General features: G+C 72.9%; 23 protein-coding genes. 13 read left to right on the plus strand and 10 right to left on the minus strand.

The window, feature by feature from the left end; genetic code table 11:
* The first annotated feature begins 140 nt into the window (after positions 1-140).
* From lon to ABZ562_RS10075, 3 genes are all read left to right on the plus strand, one after another.
* Positions 141-2549, plus strand: coding sequence for an endopeptidase La (gene lon, locus ABZ562_RS10065; RefSeq protein WP_361476174.1), 2409 nt, complete (start codon positions 141-143; stop codon positions 2547-2549).
* A 135-nt stretch (positions 2550-2684) separates the two neighbouring features.
* Positions 2685-3275, plus strand: a complete 591-nt coding sequence (locus ABZ562_RS10070) for a Uma2 family endonuclease (protein WP_361476176.1) — start codon at positions 2685-2687, stop codon at positions 3273-3275.
* 115 nt (positions 3276-3390) lie between these two features.
* On the plus strand, positions 3391-3942 hold the full coding sequence (locus ABZ562_RS10075; protein WP_361476178.1) for an NAD(P)H-dependent oxidoreductase: 552 nt from the start codon (positions 3391-3393) through the stop codon (positions 3940-3942).
* Between the two features lie 64 nt (positions 3943-4006).
* Here ABZ562_RS10075 and ABZ562_RS10080 read toward each other — a convergent pair whose 3' ends face one another.
* Together ABZ562_RS10080 and ABZ562_RS10085 are read right to left on the minus strand one after the other, a co-directional pair.
* Positions 4007-4585, minus strand: a complete 579-nt coding sequence (locus ABZ562_RS10080; protein ID WP_361476180.1) for a TetR/AcrR family transcriptional regulator — start codon at positions 4583-4585, stop codon at positions 4007-4009.
* A 97-nt stretch (positions 4586-4682) separates the two neighbouring features.
* The gene (locus ABZ562_RS10085; RefSeq protein ID WP_361476182.1) at positions 4683-5555 is read right to left on the minus strand and encodes a lysozyme; all 873 of its coding nucleotides are present in this window, start codon (positions 5553-5555) and stop codon (positions 4683-4685) included.
* 270 nt (positions 5556-5825) lie between these two features.
* Here ABZ562_RS10085 and ABZ562_RS10090 point away from each other — a divergent pair, with 270 nt between their 5' ends.
* Complete coding sequence (locus ABZ562_RS10090) at positions 5826-6311, plus strand: MarR family transcriptional regulator (RefSeq protein ID WP_107097019.1); 486 nt, start codon at positions 5826-5828, stop codon at positions 6309-6311.
* 144 nt (positions 6312-6455) lie between these two features.
* On the opposite strand, the gene ABZ562_RS10095 is transcribed toward ABZ562_RS10090, so the two are convergent.
* Positions 6456-7226: a hypothetical protein gene (locus tag ABZ562_RS10095; protein ID WP_361476184.1), complete on the minus strand. Its 771-nt coding sequence runs from the start codon at positions 7224-7226 to the stop codon at positions 6456-6458.
* Between the two features lie 495 nt (positions 7227-7721).
* Between ABZ562_RS10095 and ABZ562_RS10100 the strand changes: the two genes are divergently transcribed.
* From ABZ562_RS10100 to ABZ562_RS10120, 5 genes are all read left to right on the plus strand, one after another.
* Positions 7722-10709: a nitrate- and nitrite sensing domain-containing protein gene (locus tag ABZ562_RS10100; RefSeq protein WP_361476186.1), complete on the plus strand. Its 2988-nt coding sequence runs from the start codon at positions 7722-7724 to the stop codon at positions 10707-10709.
* A complete protein-coding gene (locus tag ABZ562_RS10105) occupies positions 10706-11191 on the plus strand; it encodes a roadblock/LC7 domain-containing protein (RefSeq protein ID WP_361476188.1) in 486 nt (161 codons plus the stop codon). The genes ABZ562_RS10100 and ABZ562_RS10105 overlap by 4 nt, the downstream gene beginning before the upstream one ends.
* Positions 11188-11589: a DUF742 domain-containing protein gene (locus ABZ562_RS10110; RefSeq protein ID WP_361476190.1), complete on the plus strand. Its 402-nt coding sequence runs from the start codon at positions 11188-11190 to the stop codon at positions 11587-11589. The genes ABZ562_RS10105 and ABZ562_RS10110 overlap by 4 nt, the downstream gene beginning before the upstream one ends.
* A gap of 4 nt (positions 11590-11593) precedes the next feature.
* Complete coding sequence (locus ABZ562_RS10115) at positions 11594-12235, plus strand: ATP/GTP-binding protein (RefSeq protein WP_361476192.1); 642 nt, start codon at positions 11594-11596, stop codon at positions 12233-12235.
* 75 nt (positions 12236-12310) lie between these two features.
* Positions 12311-13585 carry a styrene monooxygenase/indole monooxygenase family protein gene (locus ABZ562_RS10120; protein ID WP_361476194.1) on the plus strand — a complete coding sequence of 425 codons (1275 nt, stop codon included), beginning with the start codon at positions 12311-12313 and terminating at the stop codon, positions 13583-13585.
* A gap of 4 nt (positions 13586-13589) precedes the next feature.
* Here the strand turns inward: ABZ562_RS10120 and ABZ562_RS10125 are convergent, their stop codons facing one another.
* From ABZ562_RS10125 to ABZ562_RS10140, 4 genes are all read right to left on the minus strand, one after another.
* Complete coding sequence (locus ABZ562_RS10125; protein WP_361476196.1) at positions 13590-14915, minus strand: C40 family peptidase; 1326 nt, start codon at positions 14913-14915, stop codon at positions 13590-13592.
* A gap of 161 nt (positions 14916-15076) precedes the next feature.
* The gene (locus ABZ562_RS10130; RefSeq protein ID WP_361476198.1) at positions 15077-15343 is read right to left on the minus strand and encodes a hypothetical protein; all 267 of its coding nucleotides are present in this window, start codon (positions 15341-15343) and stop codon (positions 15077-15079) included.
* A gap of 30 nt (positions 15344-15373) precedes the next feature.
* The gene (locus tag ABZ562_RS10135; protein WP_361476200.1) at positions 15374-16165 is read right to left on the minus strand and encodes a TetR/AcrR family transcriptional regulator; all 792 of its coding nucleotides are present in this window, start codon (positions 16163-16165) and stop codon (positions 15374-15376) included.
* 59 nt (positions 16166-16224) lie between these two features.
* Positions 16225-17151, minus strand: a complete 927-nt coding sequence (locus ABZ562_RS10140) for a diiron oxygenase (protein WP_361476202.1) — start codon at positions 17149-17151, stop codon at positions 16225-16227.
* Positions 17152-17311: 160 nt separating this feature from the next.
* Here ABZ562_RS10140 and ABZ562_RS10145 point away from each other — a divergent pair, with 160 nt between their 5' ends.
* Positions 17312-18421 carry a ferritin-like domain-containing protein gene (locus tag ABZ562_RS10145; RefSeq protein WP_361476204.1) on the plus strand — a complete coding sequence of 370 codons (1110 nt, stop codon included), beginning with the start codon at positions 17312-17314 and terminating at the stop codon, positions 18419-18421.
* Between the two features lie 19 nt (positions 18422-18440).
* On the opposite strand, the gene ABZ562_RS10150 is transcribed toward ABZ562_RS10145, so the two are convergent.
* A complete protein-coding gene (locus tag ABZ562_RS10150; protein WP_361476206.1) occupies positions 18441-18983 on the minus strand; it encodes a hypothetical protein in 543 nt (180 codons plus the stop codon).
* A 120-nt stretch (positions 18984-19103) separates the two neighbouring features.
* Here ABZ562_RS10150 and ABZ562_RS10155 point away from each other — a divergent pair, with 120 nt between their 5' ends.
* On the plus strand, positions 19104-19943 hold the full coding sequence (locus ABZ562_RS10155) for an isocitrate lyase/phosphoenolpyruvate mutase family protein (protein ID WP_361476208.1): 840 nt from the start codon (positions 19104-19106) through the stop codon (positions 19941-19943).
* Between the two features lies 1 nt (position 19944).
* On the opposite strand, the gene speB is transcribed toward ABZ562_RS10155, so the two are convergent.
* Entirely contained in the window at positions 19945-20916 is a 972-nt protein-coding gene (gene speB / locus ABZ562_RS10160) for an agmatinase (protein ID WP_361476452.1), read from the minus strand.
* A 292-nt stretch (positions 20917-21208) separates the two neighbouring features.
* Here speB and ABZ562_RS10165 point away from each other — a divergent pair, with 292 nt between their 5' ends.
* Positions 21209-21721, plus strand: coding sequence for a GNAT family N-acetyltransferase (locus tag ABZ562_RS10165; protein WP_361476210.1), 513 nt, complete (start codon positions 21209-21211; stop codon positions 21719-21721).
* A complete protein-coding gene (locus ABZ562_RS10170) occupies positions 21721-22596 on the plus strand; it encodes a ChbG/HpnK family deacetylase (protein ID WP_361476212.1) in 876 nt (291 codons plus the stop codon). Before ABZ562_RS10165 ends, ABZ562_RS10170 begins: the two co-directional genes overlap by 1 nt.
* Here ABZ562_RS10170 and ABZ562_RS10175 read toward each other — a convergent pair.
* On the minus strand, positions 22513-23508 hold the full coding sequence (locus ABZ562_RS10175) for a LysR family transcriptional regulator (protein ID WP_361476214.1): 996 nt from the start codon (positions 23506-23508) through the stop codon (positions 22513-22515). The two genes, ABZ562_RS10170 and ABZ562_RS10175, sit on opposite strands and share 84 nt — an antisense overlap.
* Positions 23509-23618: the final 110 nt, after the last annotated feature.

Raw genomic sequence — 23618 nt, forward strand, 5'->3', positions numbered from 1 at the left:
CCTCTATCGCCCGGGAGCGCTTCGGCGGTTCACGGCAGCCGGAGTCCGTGATCGCTCACAGCGAACACCGGGTCGGGAACACCTGGGGGCTCACAGGCATTGAGTCTGCATAGCTCAACTTGCCTGCCGAAGGGGAGATCATGGCTTCGCTGTCCACACCGCTCACCCTGCCCGTGTTGCCTCTCGATGACGAGGTCGTGCTGCCCGGCATGGTGGTGCCGCTGGACCTTTCCGATAACGATGTACGGGCCGCGGTGGAGGCCGCGCAGGCCGCCGCGCGGTCCGATGGCGGGAAACCACGGGTGCTGCTGGTGCCGCGTGTCGACGGCACGTACGCGGGCATCGGCACGCTCGGCACCGTCGAGCAGGTGGGCCGGTTGTCCGATGGTGATCCCGGGGCGCTCATCCGTGGGGTGCGGCGCGTGCGGGTCGGGGCCGGGACGACCGGGCCCGGGGCCGCGCTGTGGATCGAGGGCACCACGGTCGAGGAGATCGTGCCCGATCCGCTGCCCGGTGCCGTCACCGAGCTGATGAAGGAGTACAAGGCGCTGGCCACCAGCTGGCTGCGCAAGCGCGGCGCCTGGCAGGTCGTGGACCGGGTGCAGCAGATCGACGATGTCTCGCAGCTCGCCGACAACTCCGGTTACTCGCCCTTCCTCAGCGTCGCCCAGCGGGTGGAGCTGCTGGAGACCACCGACCCGGTGGCCCGGCTGAAGCTGGCCGTCACCTGGCTGAGCGACCACCTCGCCGAGCAGGACGTGGCGGAGTCGATCGCCAAGGACGTCCAGGAGGGTGTGGACAAGCAGCAGCGGGAGTTCCTGCTGCGGCGGCAGCTGGAGGCCGTGCGCAAGGAGCTGGCCGAGCTGAACGGCGATCCCGAGGACGAGTCCGATGACTACCGGGCCCGGGTCGAGGCCGCCGAGCTGCCCGAGAAGGTGCGCGAGGCGGCGCTGAAGGAGGTCGACAAGCTGGAGCGGGCCAGCGACCAGAGCCCCGAGGGCAGCTGGATCCGCACCTGGCTGGACACCGTCCTGGAGCTGCCGTGGAACGAGCGCACCGAGGACGCGTACGACATCCAGGGCGCCAAGGCGGTGCTCGACGCCGACCACGCGGGTCTGGAGGACGTGAAGGAGCGGATCACCGAGTACCTGGCGGTGCGCAAGCGCCGCACCGACCGCGGCCTCGGGATCGTGGGCGGCCGGCGCGGCGGGGCCGTGCTGGCGCTCGTCGGCCCGCCCGGCGTCGGAAAGACCAGCCTGGGCGAGAGCGTGGCCCGCGCGATGGGGCGGAAGTTCGTCCGGGTCGCGCTGGGCGGCGTCCGCGACGAGGCGGAGATCCGCGGCCACCGGCGTACGTACGTGGGCGCGCTGCCCGGCCGGGTCGTACGGGCCATCAAGGAGGCCGGCTCGATGAACCCGGTGGTCCTCCTGGACGAGGTCGACAAGGTCGGCTCCGACTACCGCGGCGACCCGGCCGCGGCCCTGCTGGAGGTCCTGGACCCGGCGCAGAACCACACCTTCCGGGACCACTACCTGGAGGTCGAACTCGACCTGTCCGACGTGGTCTTCCTGGCCACGGCCAACGTCCTGGAGGCCATCCCCGAGGCGCTGCTGGACCGCATGGAGCTGGTGCGCCTGGACGGGTACACCGAGGACGAGAAGGTCACCATCGCCCGCGACCACCTGCTGCCCCGTCAGCTGGAGCGCTCCGGTCTGGAGCCGGGCGAGGTCGCGGTGACGGACGAGGCGCTGCGCAAGCTCGCCGGGGAGTACACCCGGGAGGCGGGCGTACGGACCCTGGAGCGCTCCATCGCGCGGCTGCTGCGCAAGGTCGCGGCCCAGCACGAGCTGGGGACGCGCGAGCTGCCGTTCGAGGTCGGCGTGGAGGAGCTGCGTCCGCTGATCGGGCGGCCCCACCACACCCCGGAGTCCGCGCAGGATCCGGCCGAGCGCCGCACCGCCGTCCCCGGAGTGGCGACCGGGCTCGCGGTGACGGGCGCGGGCGGCGACGTGCTGTACGTGGAGGCGTCGCTCGCGGACGCCGAGACGGGCGGCGCGGGGCTGACCCTCACCGGCCAGCTGGGCGACGTCATGAAGGAGTCCGCCCAGATCGCCCTGTCCTTCCTGCGCTCCCACGGCGCGGAGCTGGAGCTGCCGGTCGGTGACCTGAAGGAGCGCGGCATCCACCTCCACGTACCGGCCGGCGCGGTGCCCAAGGACGGACCGAGCGCGGGCATCACCATGACCACCGCCCTGGCCTCGCTGCTGTCGGGCCGCCAGGTGCGGCCGGACGTGGCGATGACGGGCGAGGTCTCGCTGACCGGGCGGGTGCTGCCGATCGGCGGCGTCAAGCAGAAGCTGCTGGCGGCGCACCGGGCCGGGGTGACCACCGTGATCATCCCCAAGCGGAACGAGCCGGATCTGGACGACGTGCCGGCCGAGGTCCTGGAGAAGCTCGACGTCCACCCCGTCTCGGACGTCCGCCAGGTCCTGGATCTGGCCCTCCAGCCCGCCTCGGCGAGCGCCCCGGAGGTCCCGGTGGCGGCGTGACGGACGCCGCCGGTGACCGTGGCCCGGGACCCCGTGTCGAACGGGGTTCCGGGCCACGCGTGACCTGTCGGCCGTGCGTATCGTTGGACTAACCGGTCGCACGGGTTTCGGTGTGCGGCGGGGAGGAGCGGCACAGTGACCGTCATGCCGATTGACAGGATCGAGATGGCCGACAGCGACGAACTCAGCCTGGACGAGCTGTTCGACTGGTTGGAGCGGAGCCACGTCCCCGAGGGCTACAAGGTCGAGGTCGTCGAAGGGGCCGTCTTCATGTCACCACAACGCACTGTGCACTGGCGCATCATCCGTCGCATCGTGCGGGCTATTGAAGACCGTTTCGGCGTGGATGTGAACGTGCTGTCGGACGTGCGGATCGACTTCCCCGGAGAGGGGAACGGCTTCGCTCCCGACGTCGTCAAGATCGCGGATGGCGCCGAGATGTCCCCCCAGGGCGGCTGGCGGCACGAGGACGTCGAATTCGTCGCCGAGGTGATCTCCAAGGACACGGCCGCGAACGACTACGGACCGAAGAAGCTGGCCTACGCGGCGGCCGAGGTGCCCGTCTACCTGATCGTCGACGCCTACATCGGCAGGTGCCACGTCTTCACCGAGCCCAAGGACGGCGAGTACCTCACCGAGTTGTCCGCGTCCTTCGGCAGGGAACTCGATCTGACCGACACCGTCGTGGGGCTGACGCTCAAGACCGACGAGTTCCCCCGCGACTGAGAACACCCTTGGCTACCAGACAGGTCTGTCTGGTAGCGTGGGCGCCGAATCAGACAGACCTGTCTGTTCGCATGCCTCGCATGCCGCCCCATGTGTCGCCTCGCGGAGGAAAGCCGTGCCCACCCTCGTCGTCCTCGCCCATCCCGACCTCGCCGCCTCCCGTGTCAACGCCGCCCTCGCCGAGGCCGCCCGGCCGGTGGACGGTGTGACGCTGCACGACCTGTACGCCACCTACCCGGACCTGGTCATCGACGTCGAGCGGGAGCAGCGGCTGCTGCTCGAGCACGACCGGATCGTGCTCCAGTTCCCCTTCTACTGGTACTCGGCGCCGCCGCTGCTGAAGAAGTGGCTGGACGAGGTGCTCCTGCACGGCTTCGCGTACGGCTCGAACGGCACCTCGCTGCGCGGCAAGGCGCTGCTCGTCGCCACCACGGTGGGCGGTGCGGAGGAGCTGTACCGGCCCGACGGGTTCAACCGCTTCACGGTCACCGAGCTGCTCAAGCCCTTCGACGCGACCGCGAACATCTCCGGCATGGCGTACGAGGAGCCGTTCGTCGTCCACGGCACGCACGGGCTGGACGACGCGGCGCTCGCCGCGCACCAGGAGCGCTACCGCGCGCTGCTGGCGTCCGGGGTGCCGCGGGAGCGTGACCTCGCCCTCGCGTAACAGACGTACGGCAAGGGCCCGGCCGCCTCGCGCGCGGCCGGGCCCTTCTCTCGCATCCGGGGTGCTACACCCGCGCCGGGCACGCCTGGGCGACCAGCGCCCCCGCGGCTTCCCGGGCCGCCTCCGCGAACTCCGGCCGGGGCTCCAGCGCCGCCGCGGCCATCGCCCCGTCGACGAGGAGCGAGATCTGGAGGGCGAGCCGCGCGGGGTCGGCGGCCCCGGCCGCCCGGGCCAGCTCGGTCAGCCAGGCTCGTACGGCCTGCTTGTGCTCGGTCGTCGCGGCGTGGGTGTCGGTGCCCGGCTCCGACTCGCTCCCGGTCCTGACGAACGCGCAGCCGCGGAAGCCGTCCCGTACGGTCGCCGCGACCAGCGCGTCGAAGAGGCCGGTGAGCTGGTCGCGCGGATCGGGCCCGGCCGCCTCGGCGGCCTCGGTCAGGGCCCCGCGCCAGTGGGTGTCCGTCGCGCGCAGATAGGCCTGGACGAGTTCGTCCTTGCAGCGGAAGTGGGAGTACAGCGTCGCCTTGGCCACGCCCGACTCGGCGATGATCCGGTCCACCCCGACACCCCGTGCGCCGTGGGCGTCGAACAGCTCGGTCGCGGTGGACAGGATCCGCTCGCGGGCGGAGGGCCGGGTGCCGCTCATGGTCATGCTCCTCGGGTGGTGCCGGTGCCCTCCAGCGTACAGACAGACCGGTCCGTGCACTGGAGGGCGAAGGGGCACCGCGGGGCAAAGCGGCGGCTCAGCCGTTGGCGAGCGCCTTCAGCCGGTCCAGCGCGCCGTTGAACAGGTTGTGGTCGCCGACCGTCGGGCCGGAGGAGGTGTACTGCCAGATGGTGTGGAAGTCCCAGCCCGCCGGCAGCTCACCGACGGAGGAGCCGTAGCGCGGGATCCACAGCGGGTTGACGGCGCCGAAGGCGCTGGAGTTGCCGGTGCAGCTCGTCCACCAGCTGGTGGAGGTGTAGATGACCGGGTCGCGGCCGGTGCGCGCCTTGTAGGTGCTGGTGAAGTCCTTGATCCAGCTGACCATCGCGCTGGCGCTCTTGCCGTAGCAGGTGGCGCCGTAGGGGTTGTACTCCATGTCCAGCGCGCCCGGCAGCGTCTTGCCGTCCTTGGACCAGCCGCCGCCGTGGTCGACGAAGTAGTCGGCCTGGGCGGCGCCGGAGGAGTTGTCCGGCAGGGCGAAGTGGTACGCGCCACGGATCATGCCGACGTCGTACGAGCCGTTGTACTGCTGGGCGAAGTACGGGTTGGTATAGCTGGTGCCCTCGGTCGCCTTGACGTAGGCGAACTTGACCCCGCTGCTCCAGAGGGTCGACCAGGCGACATTGCCCTGGTGGCTGCTGACGTCCACGCCTTCTACGGTGGCGAGCAGATCGGACGGCGGTTCGCCGGTCGTGGAGCCGCCCTCGTGCTTGAGGATCTGTGAGCCCGCCCAGTCGTCCTCGGGGTGGGGGATGGCCTTCGTACCGCCGTCCACGGCCGGGTCGTCGTCGGCGAACGCGGGACCGGACAGGGCGAGGGTCGCGGTGAGGAGAGTGGTGAGGAGGGCGGCGAGCAGGCCGATCAGCGCGCTGGGGGTGCGCCGGGTGGGGCCGGGTCTGTGCACAGGCATGGCGTGCCTCCGAAGCCTCGGTGGGGGGAGCGGGGAAGACCTGCGGTGGGGGGTGATATTGGAATGGCCATGTCACGAATGACGCTACGGGCGTAGATAGCGAGGGGGAAGGGCTGGAGCGGGCTGCCGTTGGTCTAATCCTGCGAAATACTGATGGAGCTGCGGTAACAGCCGTGCGTGCAAGAAACTTTCACGATGTGAAAACCCGGAGAGGGCTCTGACGTGCACAACAACGGGGCAACGCCCCCCGAGGAGGGTGAGGGCGGCACCGTGGGCGGAATTGGTGTGGACCACGCGTTCCTGGCGCTGGAGCGGGAATTGGCGGTCTTCCTCCGCCGCGCCCGCGCCTCCTCGGGCGAATTGGCCCGCGAGGTCCACCCCGACCTGGAATCCGCCGCGTACGGGCTGCTGATGCGCCTGGAGGACGCGGGGGAGCAGCGTGCGACGGACCTCGCGGCCTACATCGGTGTGGGCAAGGCGACGATGAGCCGTCAGCTGCGCGCCCTGGAAGGGCTCGGGCTGGTGACCCGCGCGCCCGACCCGGCGGACGGCCGGGCCTTCCTGGTGCAGCTGACGGACGAGGGCCGGGCCCGCTTCCGGCGGGTCCGGATCGCGCGGCGCGCGCGGTACGCCCGTCGGCTCGCCGCCTGGGAGCGCAGCGAGGTCGCCGAACTCGCGCGGCTGCTGCACCGGCTGAACAGTACGCAGGAAGCCGACGAGCCCGGGCAGACGACCCGCGCGGAGCGGGACCAGTAGGGCGCTCATGTACGTCAGGATCGGCGAGCCGCGCCGATCCGGCGACGTGGACGTGGCGACTGCGGTACCCGGCCCCCGGATGGGCCGGTGTCAGCCCGCGCGGTTCGACGGCTCCGGCTGCGGCTTCCGGCTTCCGGCTTCCGGCTACGGCTCGACGAGGACGGCCGCCGCGTCGTCGTGGGCCTTGCCGCGTGGGAAGGCCGTCCGGTCCGGGTCGGCGCGCTCCGCCGCCCGCACCCGGTCGATCAGCTCCTGCGGCCCCTCCTTTCGCAGCAGCCCGAGGCAGGCGGCCCAGTCGCCCTCGCGGAACACCTCGACCCAGCGCGACGCCCCGTCGGTGAGGGCCGCCAGCGCCCGTACCTCCGTACGCGGCAGGCTGCCGGTGACCGCCTTGGCGGCGACGGCCGGATCGGCCGCGGCGGTGAAGAAGCCGCCCTCGACGTTGCGCAGCGGGGCGACCCGCCGCCCCTCGGCGCGCAGCCGGTCGATGCGGTCGTCGAGCACGGCCGTCACCCCGCCCCCGGTCCGCTCGATGAGCAGGGCGGAGTCGGAGAGCACCAGGTACTCGACCCGGTCCGCGTCCCAGCGCGCCGCGACCGCGGTCGCCTGCGGGGTGAGGGGGTGAGAAAGGTCACAAGTTGAACGATGTGCCTCGGCGGTACGCGCGATCGCGTACGCGAGGCAGTCGGCCAGGGCCGTGTCCCACCGCGAACCCGCCAGTTCGAGCAGTGCGCCACCGAGCCGGGCGGTGTACCAGGGCACGCCGTGGGCGCATCCGGCGTCACCCTCGGGCGGCGTCACCCCGTCCAGCAGGACGAGCGCGCCGCCGTGCCCGGACGCGGGCAGGGCCACGGAGGCGTAGTCCTCGTTGGGGCGCCGCGGATCGCCGGGGGCGGTCGCGAGTTCGATGCGCATGCGGTCAGTCTGCCGGACGGCCGCAGGTCGCTCCCGCTCCGGGGCGCGGTCCACGGGGCACGCGGGAAGGTGGGCAGGGGGATGCGCATCCTGCCAGGACGGGCAAGCGTTTTCCAGCCCGGGAAAATCGACCGCCGGGTATGGTCCGTGACGAAAGTTGGTGCTCAACTACGCAATGCGGTTCACTCGTTCGGGTGGGCCGGGTGGGTGATGCGCACCCGCCCCGGAGCCGTCCCTGGAAGGGTCGGAATCCCCGCCAGAGGTGGGGAAACGCAGGAGTTGATGTGTCGTCACCTCTGGCACCACAGCGGTCTGGAACCACAGCGGTCGGGCGAGAAAAGATGGTGAGCACCGGTGCGGAAGAAGCGGCTTCGGGGCACCGAGCACGAGCACATCAGCGAGCCTCGCGATCAGCGTGAGCAGGGGCACGAGCAGCTGACCGGCGGGCTCCCCCCGGCGGCAGGACCCCCTCCGGCAGCCGGGGCCTCCTTAGCCGTGGGCGCCCCGCCCGCGGCCCCGGCCCCGCAGCCGCCCCGGGGGCGCCCCGCGCGCGTCCGCAACCGGCTGACCGCGTCCGTCGCCCTCGTCTCCATCGCCGTCCTCGCCGCCGGTGCCCCCGCCGTCCTCAGCGCCCTCGACGACGCCACCGAGGCCCAGAAGCTGGTCGACCTCGCCGAGGCCAACCGGGGCACGGTGGCCCTCGCGCACTCCCTCGCCGACGAACGCGACGCCATGACCGCCTTCGTCGCCGCGGGCCGAACCACCACCGCCGGCGGCGGCGTCTCCGAGGACCAGCGCGCCCGCGTCGACCGGCAGGTCGCCGAGGTGCGCGGAGAGGTCCCGGCCGCCCTCGCCGCGCGCTTGAGCACCCTCCCCGAGATCCGTCAGCAGGCCCTGACCGGCAAGGGCTCGTCCCTCGACGTCTTCGACGCGTACACCGAGGCCGTCCAGGCGCTGAACCGGGTCGCCGACACCCTCGCCCGCAAGCTCCCGGCCGACGCCGACACCGGCCCCGCCCCCGCGCTGGCCCCGCTCGGCCGCGCCGTGGAGGAGGCGTCCGCCACCCGCGGGCTGCTGCTCGCCGCGCTCGCCGACCGCGGCGACCGGGCCCCGCTGACCGCGGCCGCCCAGCGCACCCGGGTGCGCGAGCAGTCCGCGCTCGCCGACTTCCACCAGCTCGCCCCGGCCTCCGCGCGCGACGCCTACGACCGCACCGTCAACGGCACCGAGGTCACCACCGCCGAGCGCTACCTCGACCGGCTCACCGATCAGCCCCAGCTCTCCGGGCAGGAGCTGTTCATCGACAAGAGCCGCCTCGAAGCGGCCCTGACCGCCCGCATCGACCGGATGCGCGGGGCCGAGTCCGCGCTCGCCTCCACCGAGATCACCCGGCTCGGACAGCTGCGCGACGACGACGTCACCGCCCTCGAAGTCAGCATCGCCCTGGCCGGTGCCTGTCTGCTGCTCGCCCTCGGCACCAGCATCCACAGCGCCCGCTCGATGACCCGCCCGCTGGCCGCGCTGCGGCGCGGCGCCCGCCGGGTCGCCGCCGACCCGGCCGCCCAGGAACCGATCGCCTACAAGGGCCGCGACGACGAGTTCGCCGACGCCGTACGGGCCGTCAACGAACTCCACCAGGCCGCGCTGCGCCACCACGAGCGGCTGACCCGGCTCGACGGCGACCGCACCCGGCTGATCGGCGAGCGGCAGCGGCTCGCGGACGAGGCGGCCGGGCTGCGCGCCGAACGGGACGCGGTCGCCACCCGGCTGGAGGGGCTGCGCGCCCGGGTCCACAGCAGCTTCGTCAACCTGGCGCTGCGCAGCCTCGGGCTGATCGAACGCCAGCTGGCGATCATCGAGTCCATGGAGGAGCGGGAGCAGGACCCCGACCGCCTCGAAACGCTCTTCCAGCTCGACCACCTCGCCACCGGCATGCGCCGCTACGGCGAGAACCTGCTGATCGTCGCGGGTTCCGAGCACCAGGCGAACCACCCGGGCCCGGTGCCGCTGCTGGACGTGCTGCGCGCCTCGATCAGCGAGGTCGAGCGGTACGACCGGGTGCACATCCAGTCGCTGCCGCCGCACGCCCAGGTCGCCGGGTTCGCCGCGGACAGCATCAGCCACCTGATCGCCGAACTGCTGGAGAACGCCACGACCTTCTCGCCGCCGGACGCGGCGGTGCAGGTCTCCGGCTGGCTGCTGGAGAGCGGTGAGGTCATGCTCTCCGTCCAGGACGAGGGCATCGGCATGACGCCCGAGCGGCTCACGGAGCTGAACGAACGGCTCGCCGACCCGGTCCCCGAGTACTGCCAGGGCCCGCAGCCGGACGATCCGCTGGGGCTCGGCCTGTACGTGGTGACCCGGCTCGCCGCACGGCACGGCGTACGGGTGTCGCTGCGCGAGCAGCAGCCGGGCGGGGTGGCCGCCATCGTCGTCCTGCCCGTCAAGATCCTCCCGGCGGGCCCGCCCGGCGCCGGACTCCCGCCCGCCCCGCCCGCCGCCGCGGGCGGCGCGCCCGGCGGCGCCGGCCTGCCCGCCTTCCCGGGCGCCGCGGCCGAGGCGAACGGCAACACCCTCCCGTCCCACGGCCGCCCGTCCGTCCCCGCCCCGGCCGCCGAGGCGGAGGGCGCGCCCGCACCGGCCGTACCGGGCCAGCGCCGTGCGGCGGCCGCCGCGGCGGACGTCGGCGACGCGGAGCGTACGGACCGTACGGAGCGAGAGCCCGAGCCGGAGCCGGCCCCCGGCGAGCCGTCCGCCACGGGCGTGGACGCGGGCCCCGAGGCGGTGTCGTGGGCGGCCCCCGGCGAGGCCTGGGCGGGCGCCGAGGACGAGGACCCATACCTCATGGAGCCCACGCCGCCGCGCGGGCATCCGGCCCCCGACGCGGGGGAGGAGCTGCCGGTACTGCCGAAGCGCACCCCGAAGGCGTCCAGGGCCGACGAACCGGCCGACCCCGCCGACCCCGTCGTCGAGCGCACGATGGAGCTGACCGTGCCGGGCGGTGAGCAGCCGTTCGACAGCCGCGCCGTGCGGCCCGCGGGCGCGGACGCCTGGGGCCCGGCCGGCCCCGCCGGGCCGCGGCCGGAGCGGCGGGAGGAGCCGGAGCCGACGGAGCCGCGGGATCAGCCCCGCGACCCGTACGCCATCGGCCCCGACGAGCACTCCCACGCCCCGGAGGCGACCGGCCAACTGCCCCGCACGGGCAAGGGACTTCCCAAGCGGACACCGCGGAACGTGGCCCGCCGCGACCCCGACCCGCAGGAGCGCACGGGGTCGGTGAACGCGGAGGAATTGCGGCGTAGGCTGGGCGGGTTTCAGCGCGGTGCGCGGGACGGCCGCCGGGACGCGGAGGCCGAGGCCGCCGCACGGGGTACGGCCGGACAGCGCGGCACGGACGGGCAGAGGGGAACGGACGGGCAGCGCGGCACGGCGCAAACGGGGGCGCAGGACGGGGGCGGCACGGTTGAGGAGGCACGCGGGTGAATGCGCCCAGTAGTACCTACGGGTTGAGTTCCCAGGCCCGTAATCTGCACTGGCTGCTGTCGAGCCTGGTCGAGGAGGTGCCCGGCGTCCGCTCGGTGGCGGTCGTCTCGTCCGACGGGCTGATGCTGCTGTCCTCCGACGCGCGGCACACCGCCGCCCCCGCGGGCCCGGCGACCCAGGACGGCCCGAAGGGCTCCACCGCGGACCTCGCGACGATCGTGTCGGGGCTGGGCAGCCTGACGCTCGGCGCGGCGAAGCTGATGGACGGCGGCGGCGTCAAGCAGACGGTGGTGGCGATGGACGAGGGCAGTCTCTTCGTCATGTCGATCAGCGACGGTTCGCTGCTGGGGGTGCACGCCACGCCGGACTGCGACATGTCCGTCGTCGCGTACCACATGGCGCTGTTCGTGGGCCGGGCCGGGCATGTGCTCACCCCCGAACTGCGTTCGGAACTACGGAGGTCGCTGGAGTCGGCGCAGTGACGGCAGGGTCCGGCCGGGCCGCTCGCAGACCGGCCCGGGTGCGCCCGTACTCGCTCACCGGCGGCCGCACCCGCTCGGGACACGTGCTGCTGGTGGAGACGTTCGTGGCGTCGCTGGAGCCCGCGGACGGGCCGGTGGACGGGCCACTGGACCCGGCACCGAACACGCCTGGCGCGCGGATGCTGCCGGAGATACGGGCCATCATCGAGCTGTGCCGCAGAATGCGTTCGGTCGCGGAGGTCTCCGCGATGCTCAAGATTCCGCTGGGCGTGGTGCGCGTCCTGCTCAGTGACCTCGCCGACCAGGGAAAGATCCGTGTGTACGGCACCGGGCGGGGCCCCGGACAGCCGGATCGCGCGTTGCTCGAAAGGGTGCTCGTTGGACTTCGCAGACTCTGAGACGATGACGGTGACGCCGCCGCATGTGTCGGAGATACCCGGCGCCGGTATACCCGGCGCCGAAGAACGGCTCCAAAGCTGGCAGACGGACCGCTCACGGGCGCCGATCGCCACCAAGATAGTGATAGCGGGGGGTTTCGGCGTCGGGAAGACGACGTTCGTGGGCTCGGTCTCGGAGATCACTCCGCTGCAGACCGAGGCCCTGATGACGCAGGCCAGCGAGGACGTGGACGACCTCGGCGCGACGCCCGAGAAGCTGACCACGACCGTCGCGATGGACTTCGGGCGGATCACGCTCGAATCCGATCTGGTGCTCTATCTCTTCGGCACCCCGGGCCAGCAGCGGTTCTGGTTCATGTGGGACGACCTGATGCGCGGGGCGATCGGGGCGGTCGTGATGACCGACACCCGGCGTCTTGAGGACAGCTTCCCGGCGCTGGACTACTTCGAAAGCCTCGGCCTGCCGTACGTGGTCGCGGTCAACCACTTCGAGGGGACCCCGCTCTACGGCCCCGAGGACGTCCGGGACGCGCTCTCCGTATCGCCGAAGGTGCCGGTGGTGACGATGGACGCCCGGCGGCGGGTCACGGTGGTGGACGCGCTGCTGGCGTTGGTACGTCACGCCGTTGACGTTTCGCCCGAGTGAACTAATCTCGGCTCCGCTCGCGGAATGGAATGCTCTGTTCCTTTTCCTGTCCTGAGCCTGAGAGAGAGTCACTCCATGCGGAAGATACTCATCGTCGGAGCCGGTCAGTCCGGCCTCCAGCTCGCCCTCGGCCTCCAGGCCGAGGGCTACGAGGTCACCCTGCTGGCGGCCCGCACCGCTGATGAGATCCGCTCCGGACGCGTCATGTCCACGCAATGCATGTTCCGTACCGCGCTCCAGCACGAGCGCGACCTGAAGCTCAACTTCTGGGACGAGCAGGCGCCGCGCATCGAGGGCCTCGGCATGTCCGTCGCCGGACCGCCGACACCTCAGGGGCCCCACTCCCGCGCCATCAACTGGGTCGGCCGGCTCGGCGGGTACGCCCAGTCCGTCGACCAGCGGATCAAGATGGCGGGCTGGATGGAGCTGTTCGAACAGCGCGGCGGCCAACTGGTCATCCACGGTGTGGCCGTCTCCGACCTGGACTTCTTCACCCAGAGCCACGATCTGGTGCTGGTGGCCGCGGGCAAGGGCGAACTGGTCGCGCTCTTCGGCCGCGACGCCGCCCGTTCCCCGTACGACACCCCGCAGCGCGCGCTGGCCGTCAGCTATGTGCACGGTCTCGGCCCGCGCCCCGAGCACCCGGACGTCGAGGCGGTGCGCTGCAATCTGGTCCCCGGCGTCGGCGAGCTGTTCGTCATGCCGACCCTCACCATCAGCGGACGCGCCGACATCCTCTTCTGGGAAGCCGTCCCGGGCGGCCCGGCCGATGCCTTCCACGGCGTCACCGACCCGTCCGACCACCTGGCCACCACGCTGGAGCTGATGGAGCGGTTCACCCCCTGGGAGTACGCGCGGGCCACCAAGGTCGAGCTGACCGACGCGGGCGGCACGCTCGCCGGGCGGTACGCCCCGACCGTACGTGACCCGATCGGCGAGCTGCCCGGCGGCGGCCTGGTGCTCGGCGTCGCCGATGTGGTGGTCGCCAACGACCCGATCACCGGCCAGGGCTCCAACTCGGCCGCCAAGTGCGCCGCCTCCTACCTGGACAGCATCGTCGCCCACGGCGATCGGCCGTTCGACGCGGCATGGATGAGGGAGACCTTCGACCGCTACTGGGCGACCGCCCGGTACGTCACCAAGTGGACCAACACGATGCTGGCCCCGCCGCCCGGGCACATCATGGAACTGCTCGGCGCGGGCGGCGACCTGCCACCGGTGGCCGACCGGATCGCCAACGGCTTCGACGACCCGGCCGACTTCGAGGACTTCTTCTACGAACCGGAGAAGGCGGCGGCCTATCTCACCTCCCTGACCTCCCCTGACGAGGCGGACGCCGAAGCCTCCTGACCCTCTAGCCCCGGGCCGGCCCCGGACGGACCACGCCCTGCACCGGATTGGACGCCAGCGGGGAGAGCCGCACCGTGGTGCCGGGCCGGGGCGCCTGCACCACCTGGCCGCCTCCCGCGTAGATCGCCACATGGCTCGCGCCCTTGTTGTAGATCACCAGGTCGCCGGGGCGGATCTGGCTGAGCGAGATCCTCGGCAGCCGTCGCCACTGCTCCTGGCTGGTGCGCGGAATGGTGCGGCCCGCGTGCGCCCACGCCTGGGAGGTCAGCCCCGAGCAGTCGAAGGCGTTCGGCCCCTCGGCGCCCCACACATACGGCTTGCCGATCTGGTTGAGCGCCCACTGCAGCGCCCGCTGTCCGGCCGACGCCGAGGCCATCGGGAGCCGCCCGGGGGTCTTCGGCACCACGGGGGTGGTGGGCGTGCCGCCGCCGCCCGTGTCCCCGGCCGGGTTGCCCGGGGGCTGAGCGGTGCCCGCGCCCTGACCGCCGCCGGTGTCCTGACCGCCGCCCGTGCCGCTGCCCGTGCCCTGGTCCTGACCCTGGTCCTGACCCTGGCTCTGGCCCTGGTTCTGGCTCTGGTCCTGGCCGGGGTCCGGGAGGGGCGGCGGGGCCGCGGCGCCCTGGGCCCGGCGGGTGGCCCCGCCCAGCGCCCCGGAGGCGAGCAGCTTGCGCTGCCGCTTCTCGGTCTCCTCGCGCTCCTTCTCCGCCACCTGGGTGATCTGGCGGGCGGTCAGCGAGGCGAGCATCTTCTCGATCTTCGTGAGCCGCTTCTTGACCTTGTCGCGCTGTTTCTTCTTCTTCGCGCTCAGCGACAGCTGCTTGTCCAGGGCGGCCCGGGCCCGGGTGGCGAGGGCGTCGGCGTGCCGCTCGCCCTTGGTCAGCCGCTCCACCACGGCGGCCTCCCGGCCCGCCGCCCGGTCCAGCTCGCGCGCCTGGTCGACGGCGTCCTCCGGATGCGGGGTGAGCAGCGTCAGCAGGAAGGTGTACGCGGAGAGCTGGGTGTGGCCCTGGTACTGCTGACGGGCCAGCCGCCCCGCGTCCTCCCGGCTGGCGGCCAGGTCGGTGCGGCTGCGGGCGAGGTCGTCGGTCAGCTCCCGGGTCTTCGCCCGCTGCCTGCGCAGCTTCTCCTCGGTCGCGTTGTACGCCTCGGTCGCCTCCTCCGCCTTCCGGTACAGCGTTTTGAGCTGCGTGAGCAGCCCGGCGACCGACCGGTCGGCGGGCCGGGCGGAAGGCTGGGCGGGGGCGGCCGTGGCCGCCGGGACGGGCGGGACGAGCGCGGCGGCGGCGGTGATCGCTGCCGCGCAGACCGAGCCTACGATCCGTCCTGACACGGGCTCATACCTCCGGCTGAGGGAACGGGGTCCGACGACCACCTCAGCAGGAACGCGGCGTGACAGTCGTATCTTCTGGGGAATGATGGGCAAGTCGGCCCAATACGGTCACCCGTGTGGAGGGCGATCGCGGGCGAGGGAACGCCCTTCGGGCGCGCCGCTCAGCCCGGCTTGGACCACGGCCACTTCGGCCCGCTGCCCGGCCTGCCCTCCGGGTCGTACTCGTAGGCCCACCCCCGGATCAGCCCCAGCCGCCGGGAGGTGCCCGCCGGGACGCGGCGGTAGACGTACACGGCCGGCGGCCCGCCGTCCTCGTCCGGGACCGGCACCTCGTACGTCTTCGGCGGCTGCCCCGTGGCGCCGACCAGCACCGGCAGCACCCGGCCGTCCAGCGGCCCGCCGACGAACGGCGTCTCCTCGCTCCTCACCGCGCCACCACCCTCACCGTGTCCGGGGCTTCACAGCAGGTGCCGCGCCTCGTCGAACACCGGCGCGACGCGCCGCACCAGCGCGCCCACCGGGCCGTGCGCGGGCTCCGCGGCCAGTGCCGCCCGTATCACCCGGGCCGCCTGCGGATCGGTCGCCGCGGTGGCGGTCAGCAGCGCCACGAAGTGGTCCACCAGCCAGTCCCGCAGCTCCCGGGCCGGCGGCTGCTTGTTCTCGTCCAGCCAGATCAGCGAGGCCGCCTCGACCGCCGTGATCCAGGTGCGCACCATCATCCGCAGCCGGGCGCCGGGCTTCTCGGCGGGTTCCTCGGCCGTCAGGTGCAGCAGGATCTCCTCGGCCGCGGCCCGCCGCACCTCGTCCACGATGGCGCTCGTCCGCGAGGTCTCGGCCACGCTGCCGCCGTGCAGCAGCGCGCTGAACCCCGCGTCGTGCTCGTCCACGAAGGTGAGATAGCGGTCCAGTACGTTGCCCAGCCGGCCGCTGAGCGGACCGGTCCGCGGCTCCCCGAAGCACCCCTCCAGCTCGTCGGCGGCGCTGCGCAGCGCCGCCTCGTACAACTGCTGCTTGCCGCCGGGGAAGTAGCGGTAGACGAGCGGGCGGGAGGCCCCGGCGGCCGAGGCGACATCGTCCAGCGACACGTCCTCCGGCGCGCGGTGGGCGAACAGGCCGAGCGCGGCGGTGATCAGTTCGGCGCGCCGCGCCTCGACGCTGAGCCTGCGGTACGCCCCGCGGCGCGCGGTGGCCGGAGGCGCCGCGGTGGCCCGGTCCGCGTCCGCCGGGGCGGTGCCACTGGTCGTCGTCATGCCTGGCAGCGTAACCGCACCCGGGCAGGTGGCGAGGGGCGGCCCGGTGCGCGAGGGGGCTACAGCAGCCCGCTGCTCTGCCACAGTTTGCGGCCCACGCCGCGCAGCACCCCGACGTCGTCGAGGAATTCGGTCAGCCGCCGGGCGCCGCCGCGCATCACCTCGCGGCGGTGGCCGCTCGCCCGCACCTGGAGCACGGCCGCCCGCCGGTCGAGGCCGACGTCCGTGTACACCTGGGGGTTGACGAAGGCGAGCGAGAACACCCGGGCGAACTCGCCCGAGCCGACGCGGGTCACCTCCTTCTCCCAGCGCGGCGCCCGCGCCATCTGGCGGCGCAGCTCCTCCCGGGCGTACCGCACGTGGCGCGCCTCCTCCACCACGTGGATCCGGGTCACGCCGCGCACCAGCGGCTGGACGCGCTCATCGGGGAACGTCAGCCGCTGCATCCAGTCCAGGACCTCCTCGCCGAGCAGGGTGGCGGTGAACGAACCGGGCGTGGTGGAGAACGTCTTGAAGAACCGGCCCAGGTTCTGGTGGAGCCGGGCGACCGGATACGCGGTGGTGCCGCCCTTGGCGATCAGCCGGGCGAACATCCGGGAGTGGCGGCACTCGTCGGCGATTTCGGTGAGCGCGTAGCGGACGTGGGCGCTGGTCGGGGACTTGTCGTAGATGTGCCGGGTGAGCAGCTGGATCAGGATGATCTCGAACCAGATGCCGAGCGAGGCCAGCGCCGCCGCCTCGTGCCGCGCCAGCAGCATCCGCTGCTCCTCGGACATCCGCCGCCACATCGGGGTGCCGTAGAGGGAGACCAGCTCCGGTGGCCAGAACCACTTGTCCGGTTCGAGCGGCGCGTCCCAGTCCAGCTCGGTGTCGGGGTCGAACGAGTGCCGGGCGGAGGCCCGCAGCAGCCGCTCCGCCACCCGTTCCCGGTCCTTGAGGAGCCCGAGCGCGTCCCGGGGCGCGGCTGATTCGGTCGCGGTCGTCATGGCTGGAGGCACCTCGTCGAAGTGGTCGCGGCTGGACATCCCTTATGAGACTCTGTGTCAGCAAGCCCGTCAATCCCCCGCGGACCGGTTGTTGACCCCCGTGCGACGGCCGTGTGAGCCTGCCGCGAGCGGGGGAGCGCAGCGAGGCGAAGGAGACGCCGTGTCGACGCAGGAGCTCTACGCCATGGATCCCGGCGACCCGATGTGGCAGGTGCCCGCCGCCGGCGCCGCCCGGTTCGCCTGGGAGTACGACGACCACCGGGCCCGGCTGCTCGCCCTGTACCAGAAGGGCAAGGACAAGCAGTGGGACGCGGCCAAGCGGATCGACTGGGACCTGGAGGTCGACCCGTACGACCCGCTCGGCACCCCCGACGAGGCCCTGGCCCTCTACGGCACGCCCCACTGGGACCGGATGTCCGAGCGGGAGCGGGCCGAGGCGCGCCGCCACGCCGCCTCCTGGCAGTTCAGCCAGTTCCTGCACGGCGAACAGGGCGCGATGGTGTGCGCCGCCCGCATCGTCGAATCGGCGCCCGACCTCGACGCCAAGTTCTACTCCGCCACCCAGACCATGGACGAGGCCCGCCACGCCGAGCTGTACGGCCGCTTCCTGCACGAGAAGGTCGGCATGGTCTACCCGATCAACGACAACCTCCAGGCGCTGCTCGGCGACACCCTCCGCGACTCCCGCTGGGACATGGCCTACCTGGGCATGCAGGTCCTCATCGAGGGCCTGGCCCTCGCCGCGTTCGGCCTCATCCGCGACACCACCGACAAGCCCCTGCCGAAGCAGCTCCTCGCGTACGTCATGCAGGACGAGGCCCGCCACGTCGCGTTCGGCCGGATGGCGCTGCGCGACTACTACCGCGACCTGAGCGACGCGGAGCTGCGCGAGCGCGAGGAGTTCGTCATCGAGGGCTGCTACCTCATGCGCGACCGGCTGCGCGGCGTCGAGGTCCTGGAGAACCTGGGCATCCCGAAGGCCGAGGCCGAGGAGTACGCCGAGCGCTCCCCGTACCTCCACATGTTCCGCAAGCTGCTCTTCAGCCGCATCGTGCCGTGCGTGAAGGACATCGGCCTGTGGGGCGAACGCCTGCAGCGCGCCTACGTCGACATGGGCGTGCTGGAGCTCGGCGACAGCAACCTGGACCTGCTGATGCACGAGGACGAGGAGGTGGCGCAGCGCCTGGACGCCGAGCGGTTCGCCGCCGAGGAGGCCGCCCGGACCGGCGAGGTCGAGGCGGCCATCGCGCAGGGCGCGGCCGGCGACTGAGGCGGCTGCGGCGTCCGGATCAGGCGTCCGCAGGGGTGGCCGGACGGATGGCTTCGGCGGCCGCCGAGGCGAATCCGGCGACGGTGCGCGGACAGCGCCAGTGGGCCTCCAGCTCGGACAGCGGCAGTTCGTCCCCGTCCGGGCCGGGCCACTGGTGGAGTTCGTCCCAGGACACGTCCTCGCTGCCGGGGTCTGCGAACAGTTCGAGAGCCGTGGGAAAGGCCTCCAACGGCCCGATGCCCAGCCCCTGGTCGCTCGGGTGGCCCGCATGGTCACAGGGGGCTCCGGCCCCGTCCGCCGCGACGGCGCGCAGCGAGGCGGCGGCCCGGTCCGCGACGCCGGGGGCCGAATGCCACATCACATGGCCGTACATGAGCACCAGGCCGAGGGCCGGAAACGCCACTTCGGGAGAGCCGGCGCCGTGCGTGGCGCGGGCCTCTTCGAGCCGGTCCGCGCAACGCGTCACCACCGCGTCGATCTCCTCCTCATCGCCCAGGTAATAGCCCTGGTAGATGGAGTCCCAGTCGTCGATCAGATCCCGCACATCCTCATTCATGATCACTGCGACGCGTTGTCGGTGCGGTGTGGTTCCCTCAGTGCACGAGCACGCCGAGCACGAGCACGCCGAGCACACGTACGCCGAGCACGGGCGCGAGCCGTCCCGCCGGAGAGGAACCGCCCCATGGTCACCCGCCACGCCACCGCCTTCCGCCGTCTCCACGACGACCGCACCGGCTTCCTGATGCCGAACGCCTGGGACGCCGGGAGCGCGATCGTGCTGGCCGAGGCGGGGTTCCAGGCGCTGGCGACGACCAGCGCCGGGATCGCCTTCTCCCTGGGCAGGCCCGACCACACCATCCCGGAGGGCGGCAAGGCGGTCTCCCGGGCCGAGATGTTCGACCGCGTCCGCCAGATCACCGCGGCCGTGGACCTGCCCGTCAACGGCGACCTGGAGGACGGGTACGGGGCGGAGCCCGAGGCGGTCGCCGAGACCGTCCGGCTGGCCGTCGACGCGGGCCTCGCAGGCGGCAACATCGAGGACTTCGCGGACGGGCGGCTGTACGACGAGGAGCTGGCCGTCGCCCGGATCGCCGCCGCCCGCGAGGCCGCGGACGCGGGCGGCGGCTTCGTGCTCACCGCCCGTACCGACGGCCTGATGCTGCGCTCCCCGGCCCCGCTCGCCGACGCGATCCGGCGCGCCAACCGGTACCGGGAGGCGGGCGCGGACTGCCTCTACGTACCGGGCGTCAACGACCTCGCGAGCATCACCACCCTGGTGGCCGAGGTCGACGGCCCGCTCAACGTGGTCATGGGCCTCGGCGCCACCAGCCTCACCGCCGACGCCCTGCGCTCCGCCGGCGTCGCCCGCCTCAGCCTCGGCGGCAGCATCGCGCGCGCCGCGCTGGGCTTCGTACGGGACAGCGCCCGGGAGCTGCTGGAGCGCGGGACGCTGACGTTCGCCGACGCCCAGATCCCGCAGGGCGAGCTGAACGAGCTGTTCGCCCGCGACCGCCTCGGCTGACTCACCACCGCTGCTGCTCCTCCACCCACCGCAGGAAGGCGATCTGCCGGGACATGAGGGTGACCAGCTCGTACGCGGTGTGCGAGGCGGCCACGGAGGTGATGTCGGCGTGGTCGTACGCCGGGGCCACCTCCACCAGATCGGCGGAGACCAGATGGCAGTCGGCCAGCCCGCGCACGATCTCCAGCAGTTCCCGCGAGGTGAGCCCGCCCGCCTCGGGGGTGCCGGTGCCGGGGGCGTGCGCGGGGTCCAGGACGTCGATGTCCACCGAGATGTACAGCGGCCGCTTGCCGATCCGCTCCTTGAGCTGCTGCACCACCTCGTCCACCCCGCGCCGCATCACATCGGCCGAGGTGACGATGCCGAAGCCCAGCTTGGTGTCCTCGTCCAGGTCCTCCTTGCTGTACAGCGGGCCGCGGGTGCCGACGTGCGAGAGGGCTGCGGTGTCGAGGATGCCCTCCTCGACCGCGCGGCGGAACGGTGTGCCGTGGGTGTATTCGGCGCCGAAGTAGGTGTCCCAGGTGTCCAGATGCGCGTCGAAGTGCAGCAGCGCCACCGGGCCGTGTCGCCGGGCCACCGCGCGCAGGACCGGCAGCGCGATGGTGTGATCGCCGCCCAGCGTCATCAGCTGCGTGCCCGCGGCCAGCAGCTCCTCCGCGCCCGCCTCGATGTTCTCGACGGCCTCATGGAGGTTGTGCGGGTTGGCGGTGATGTCCCCGGCGTCCGCGACCTGGACGTAGTGGAACGGATACGCGTCCTGGGCCGGGTTGTACGGCCGCAGCTGGCGCGACGCCTCCCGGATCGCGTTCCCGCCGAACCGCGCACCCGGCCGATAGGACACCCCGGCGTCGAACGGCACCCCCACCACCGCGATATCCGCGGCCCCGACCTGATCCAGCCGAGGCACCCGCCCGAACGTCGCGGGCCCCGCGAAGCGCAGCGTGCGGTCGGTGTCCTCCGGCGGTACGGGCATGACAGGGTCGCGAGGGTTCGCGCTCATGGTGGAACTGGGCCTTTCACGTGGAGGGTTGTGCGGCAGTGGTTTCCTGCGTCAACCATTGAATCCCCCGAACGGGTGATTGCCCACTGCGACGCCCCCCTACAAGGACCCACGCCCCTACCAACCAGGCCAGTACCGCCCCGACTACACCGCCGCCCCTCAACACCCCATGCTGACCTGAGCAGTTGATGCGCCACCCGGTGGGTTTCCGGTCGGATCCCGGACGGCGCTCGGACACCGCACGGCACCGGAGGATGATGGTGGGGTGCGGATTCGAACGAGCACCACCGAGGAACTTCACCGTCTCCAGGACATAGAGCGCGCCGCCGGACGGTGCTTCCGTGACATCGGGATGGACGAAATCGCCGATGACGAGCCCCTGACCCTGGCGGAGCTGGGGCGCTATCAGCGCGCCGGGCGGGCCTGGGTGGCGGTGGACGGCACGGACCGGGCCGTGGCCTACGTGATCACCGACCCCGTCGACGGGAACACGCACATCGAGCAGATCTCGGTGCACCCGGACAGCGCCCGCCGCGGGGTGGGCCGGGCGCTGATCGAACACGTCGCGGCGCGGGCCGCCGCGGACGGTGTGCCCGCGCTGACCCTGACCACCTTCGTGGACGTGGCGTGGAACGCCCCCTACTACGCGGCCCGCTGCGGCTTCCGGACCCTGGCGGAGGACGAACTGACCCCCGGGCTGTGGGAGATCCGCCGCAGCGAGGCCGGACACGGGCTGGACCGGTGGCCACGGGTGTGCATGCGCAGGGAGACCCGCTGATGGACCTCACCGAGCCCACGGACCCCGCGCCCCGGGCCACGTCCACCGAGCTGCTGGGCCTGGCCGTAGACGCCCGCGCGCTCCTGGTCAACGCCGACGACTTCGGGATCTACTCGGCCGTGAACACCGCGGTCGTCGAGGCCGTCGAGCACGGCATCGCGGCGTCGTGCAGCCTGATGGTGCCGTGCCCGGCGGCGCCGCACGCGAGGGAACTGCTGCGCGAGCGGCCGCACATCCCGTTCGGGGTCCATCTCACCCTCGTCCGCGACCTGCCCCGCCTCCCCTGGGGGCCGCTGTCGCCGCCGGAGCGGGTGCCGTCGCTGCTGAACGCGGCGGGGGAGCTGTACGACCACGCCGGGATACCGGAGCTGCTGGCCCGGGCCCGACCGGCGGAGGTCGAACGCGAGTTCCGCGCCCAGATCGAGACCGTACTGGACGCCGGGCTCGCCCCCGCCCACCTGGACTGGCACTGTCTGGCCGACGGCGGCCGCGAGGACATCCGCGACCTGACGCTCGCGCTGGCCGCCGAATACGGCCTGGCGGTACGGATCTGGCTCGACCCCGGGCGGCGCGCGCTGCGGCGGCGCGGACTGCCCGCCCTCGACCATCCGTTCCTGGACAGCTTCGCCCTCGGCCTCGACGACAAGGCGGCCCACTACGCCCGGCTGCTGCGCGACCTGCCGCCCGGCCTCAGCGAATGGGCCGTACACCCGGGGCTGGACGACCCGCACGCCCGGGCGGCCGACCCCGGCGGCTGGCGGGTCCGCAGCACCGACCACGCGTTCCTGACCTCACCGCGGGCCCGCGCCATCCTCCGTGAGGAGGGCATCGCCGTGGTCGGCTACCGGGCACTCCAGCGGATCTGGGTGACCTGAGACGGTGGGCCCGCACAGCTCGTCCACGGCCCGCCGCAGCGCCCGTATCCGCGCCGTCTCACCACCCCGCCGCCACACCAGGCCGAGCATCGAGTCCGGCAGCCCCGCCACCGGGACGGTCGTGATGTCGCGGCGGCCGTGGTACGCGGCGGTCGGCGCGCACAGCAGCATCCCGCCCCGGCCCGCCGCGACCGCCGTCAGCCCCTCCTGGAGGGTGCGCACCCGCGGGCCGCGGGGGATCGGGCGGCCGCCGGGGGTGACGGGCGGGGCCATGAACTCCCGCCAGTAGCGGGGCGCGGGCCCGGACGGGGCGACGAGCGGGCAGTCGGCCAGCTCCTCGGCGTCCACCGCGCCCCGGCCCCGCCGCGCCGCCCCCGCGAGCCGGTGCCCGGCGCGGACCACCAGCGTCTGCGGCTGCCGGGAGAACACCGGGCCGAGGACCAGGTCCGGTTCCCCGACCGGCAGACAGACGATCGCCGCGTCCACCACACCGTCCCGCACCGCGCCGAACGGATCCGCCATCGGGATCTCCACGGTCTCCGGTTCGCAGCCCGGATGGCGCTCCCGAAAGGCGGCCAGCGCGGCCATCACCCGCTCGTCGGCGGCCCCTTGGAAGCCGACCCGCAGCACCCCCGTGAGACCGCGCGCCGCGCCCCGGGCCCCCTCGACCGCCCCGTACAGCGCGTCGTATGCGGGCCGGAGTTCGGCCAGGAACCGCTCGCCCAGCGGGGTCAGCCGCACCCGTCGGCTGGTGCGGTCCACCAGCCGGGCGCCGATCCGCCCCTCCAGCGCGCGCAGCAACTGGCTGACCCTGCTCTGCGACACGTACAGCCGCTCCGCCGCACGGCCGAAGTGCAACTCCTCGCTGAGCGCGAGAAAACACTCCAGCTCGCGGATCTCCAGCCCTGCCATCGGCCCGTTCCTTCCCGTCCCTTCCCGTTCCTCCCGGCCGGCCGCTCCACCGATCCATGAGTCCCGCTCATAGAAGACTGAGGACTTCGGCGTTGTTCCCGGCCGGGCGC

This window comes from Streptomyces sp. NPDC019937 (assembly GCF_040631655.1).
Lineage (GTDB): Bacteria > Actinomycetota > Actinomycetes > Streptomycetales > Streptomycetaceae > Streptomyces.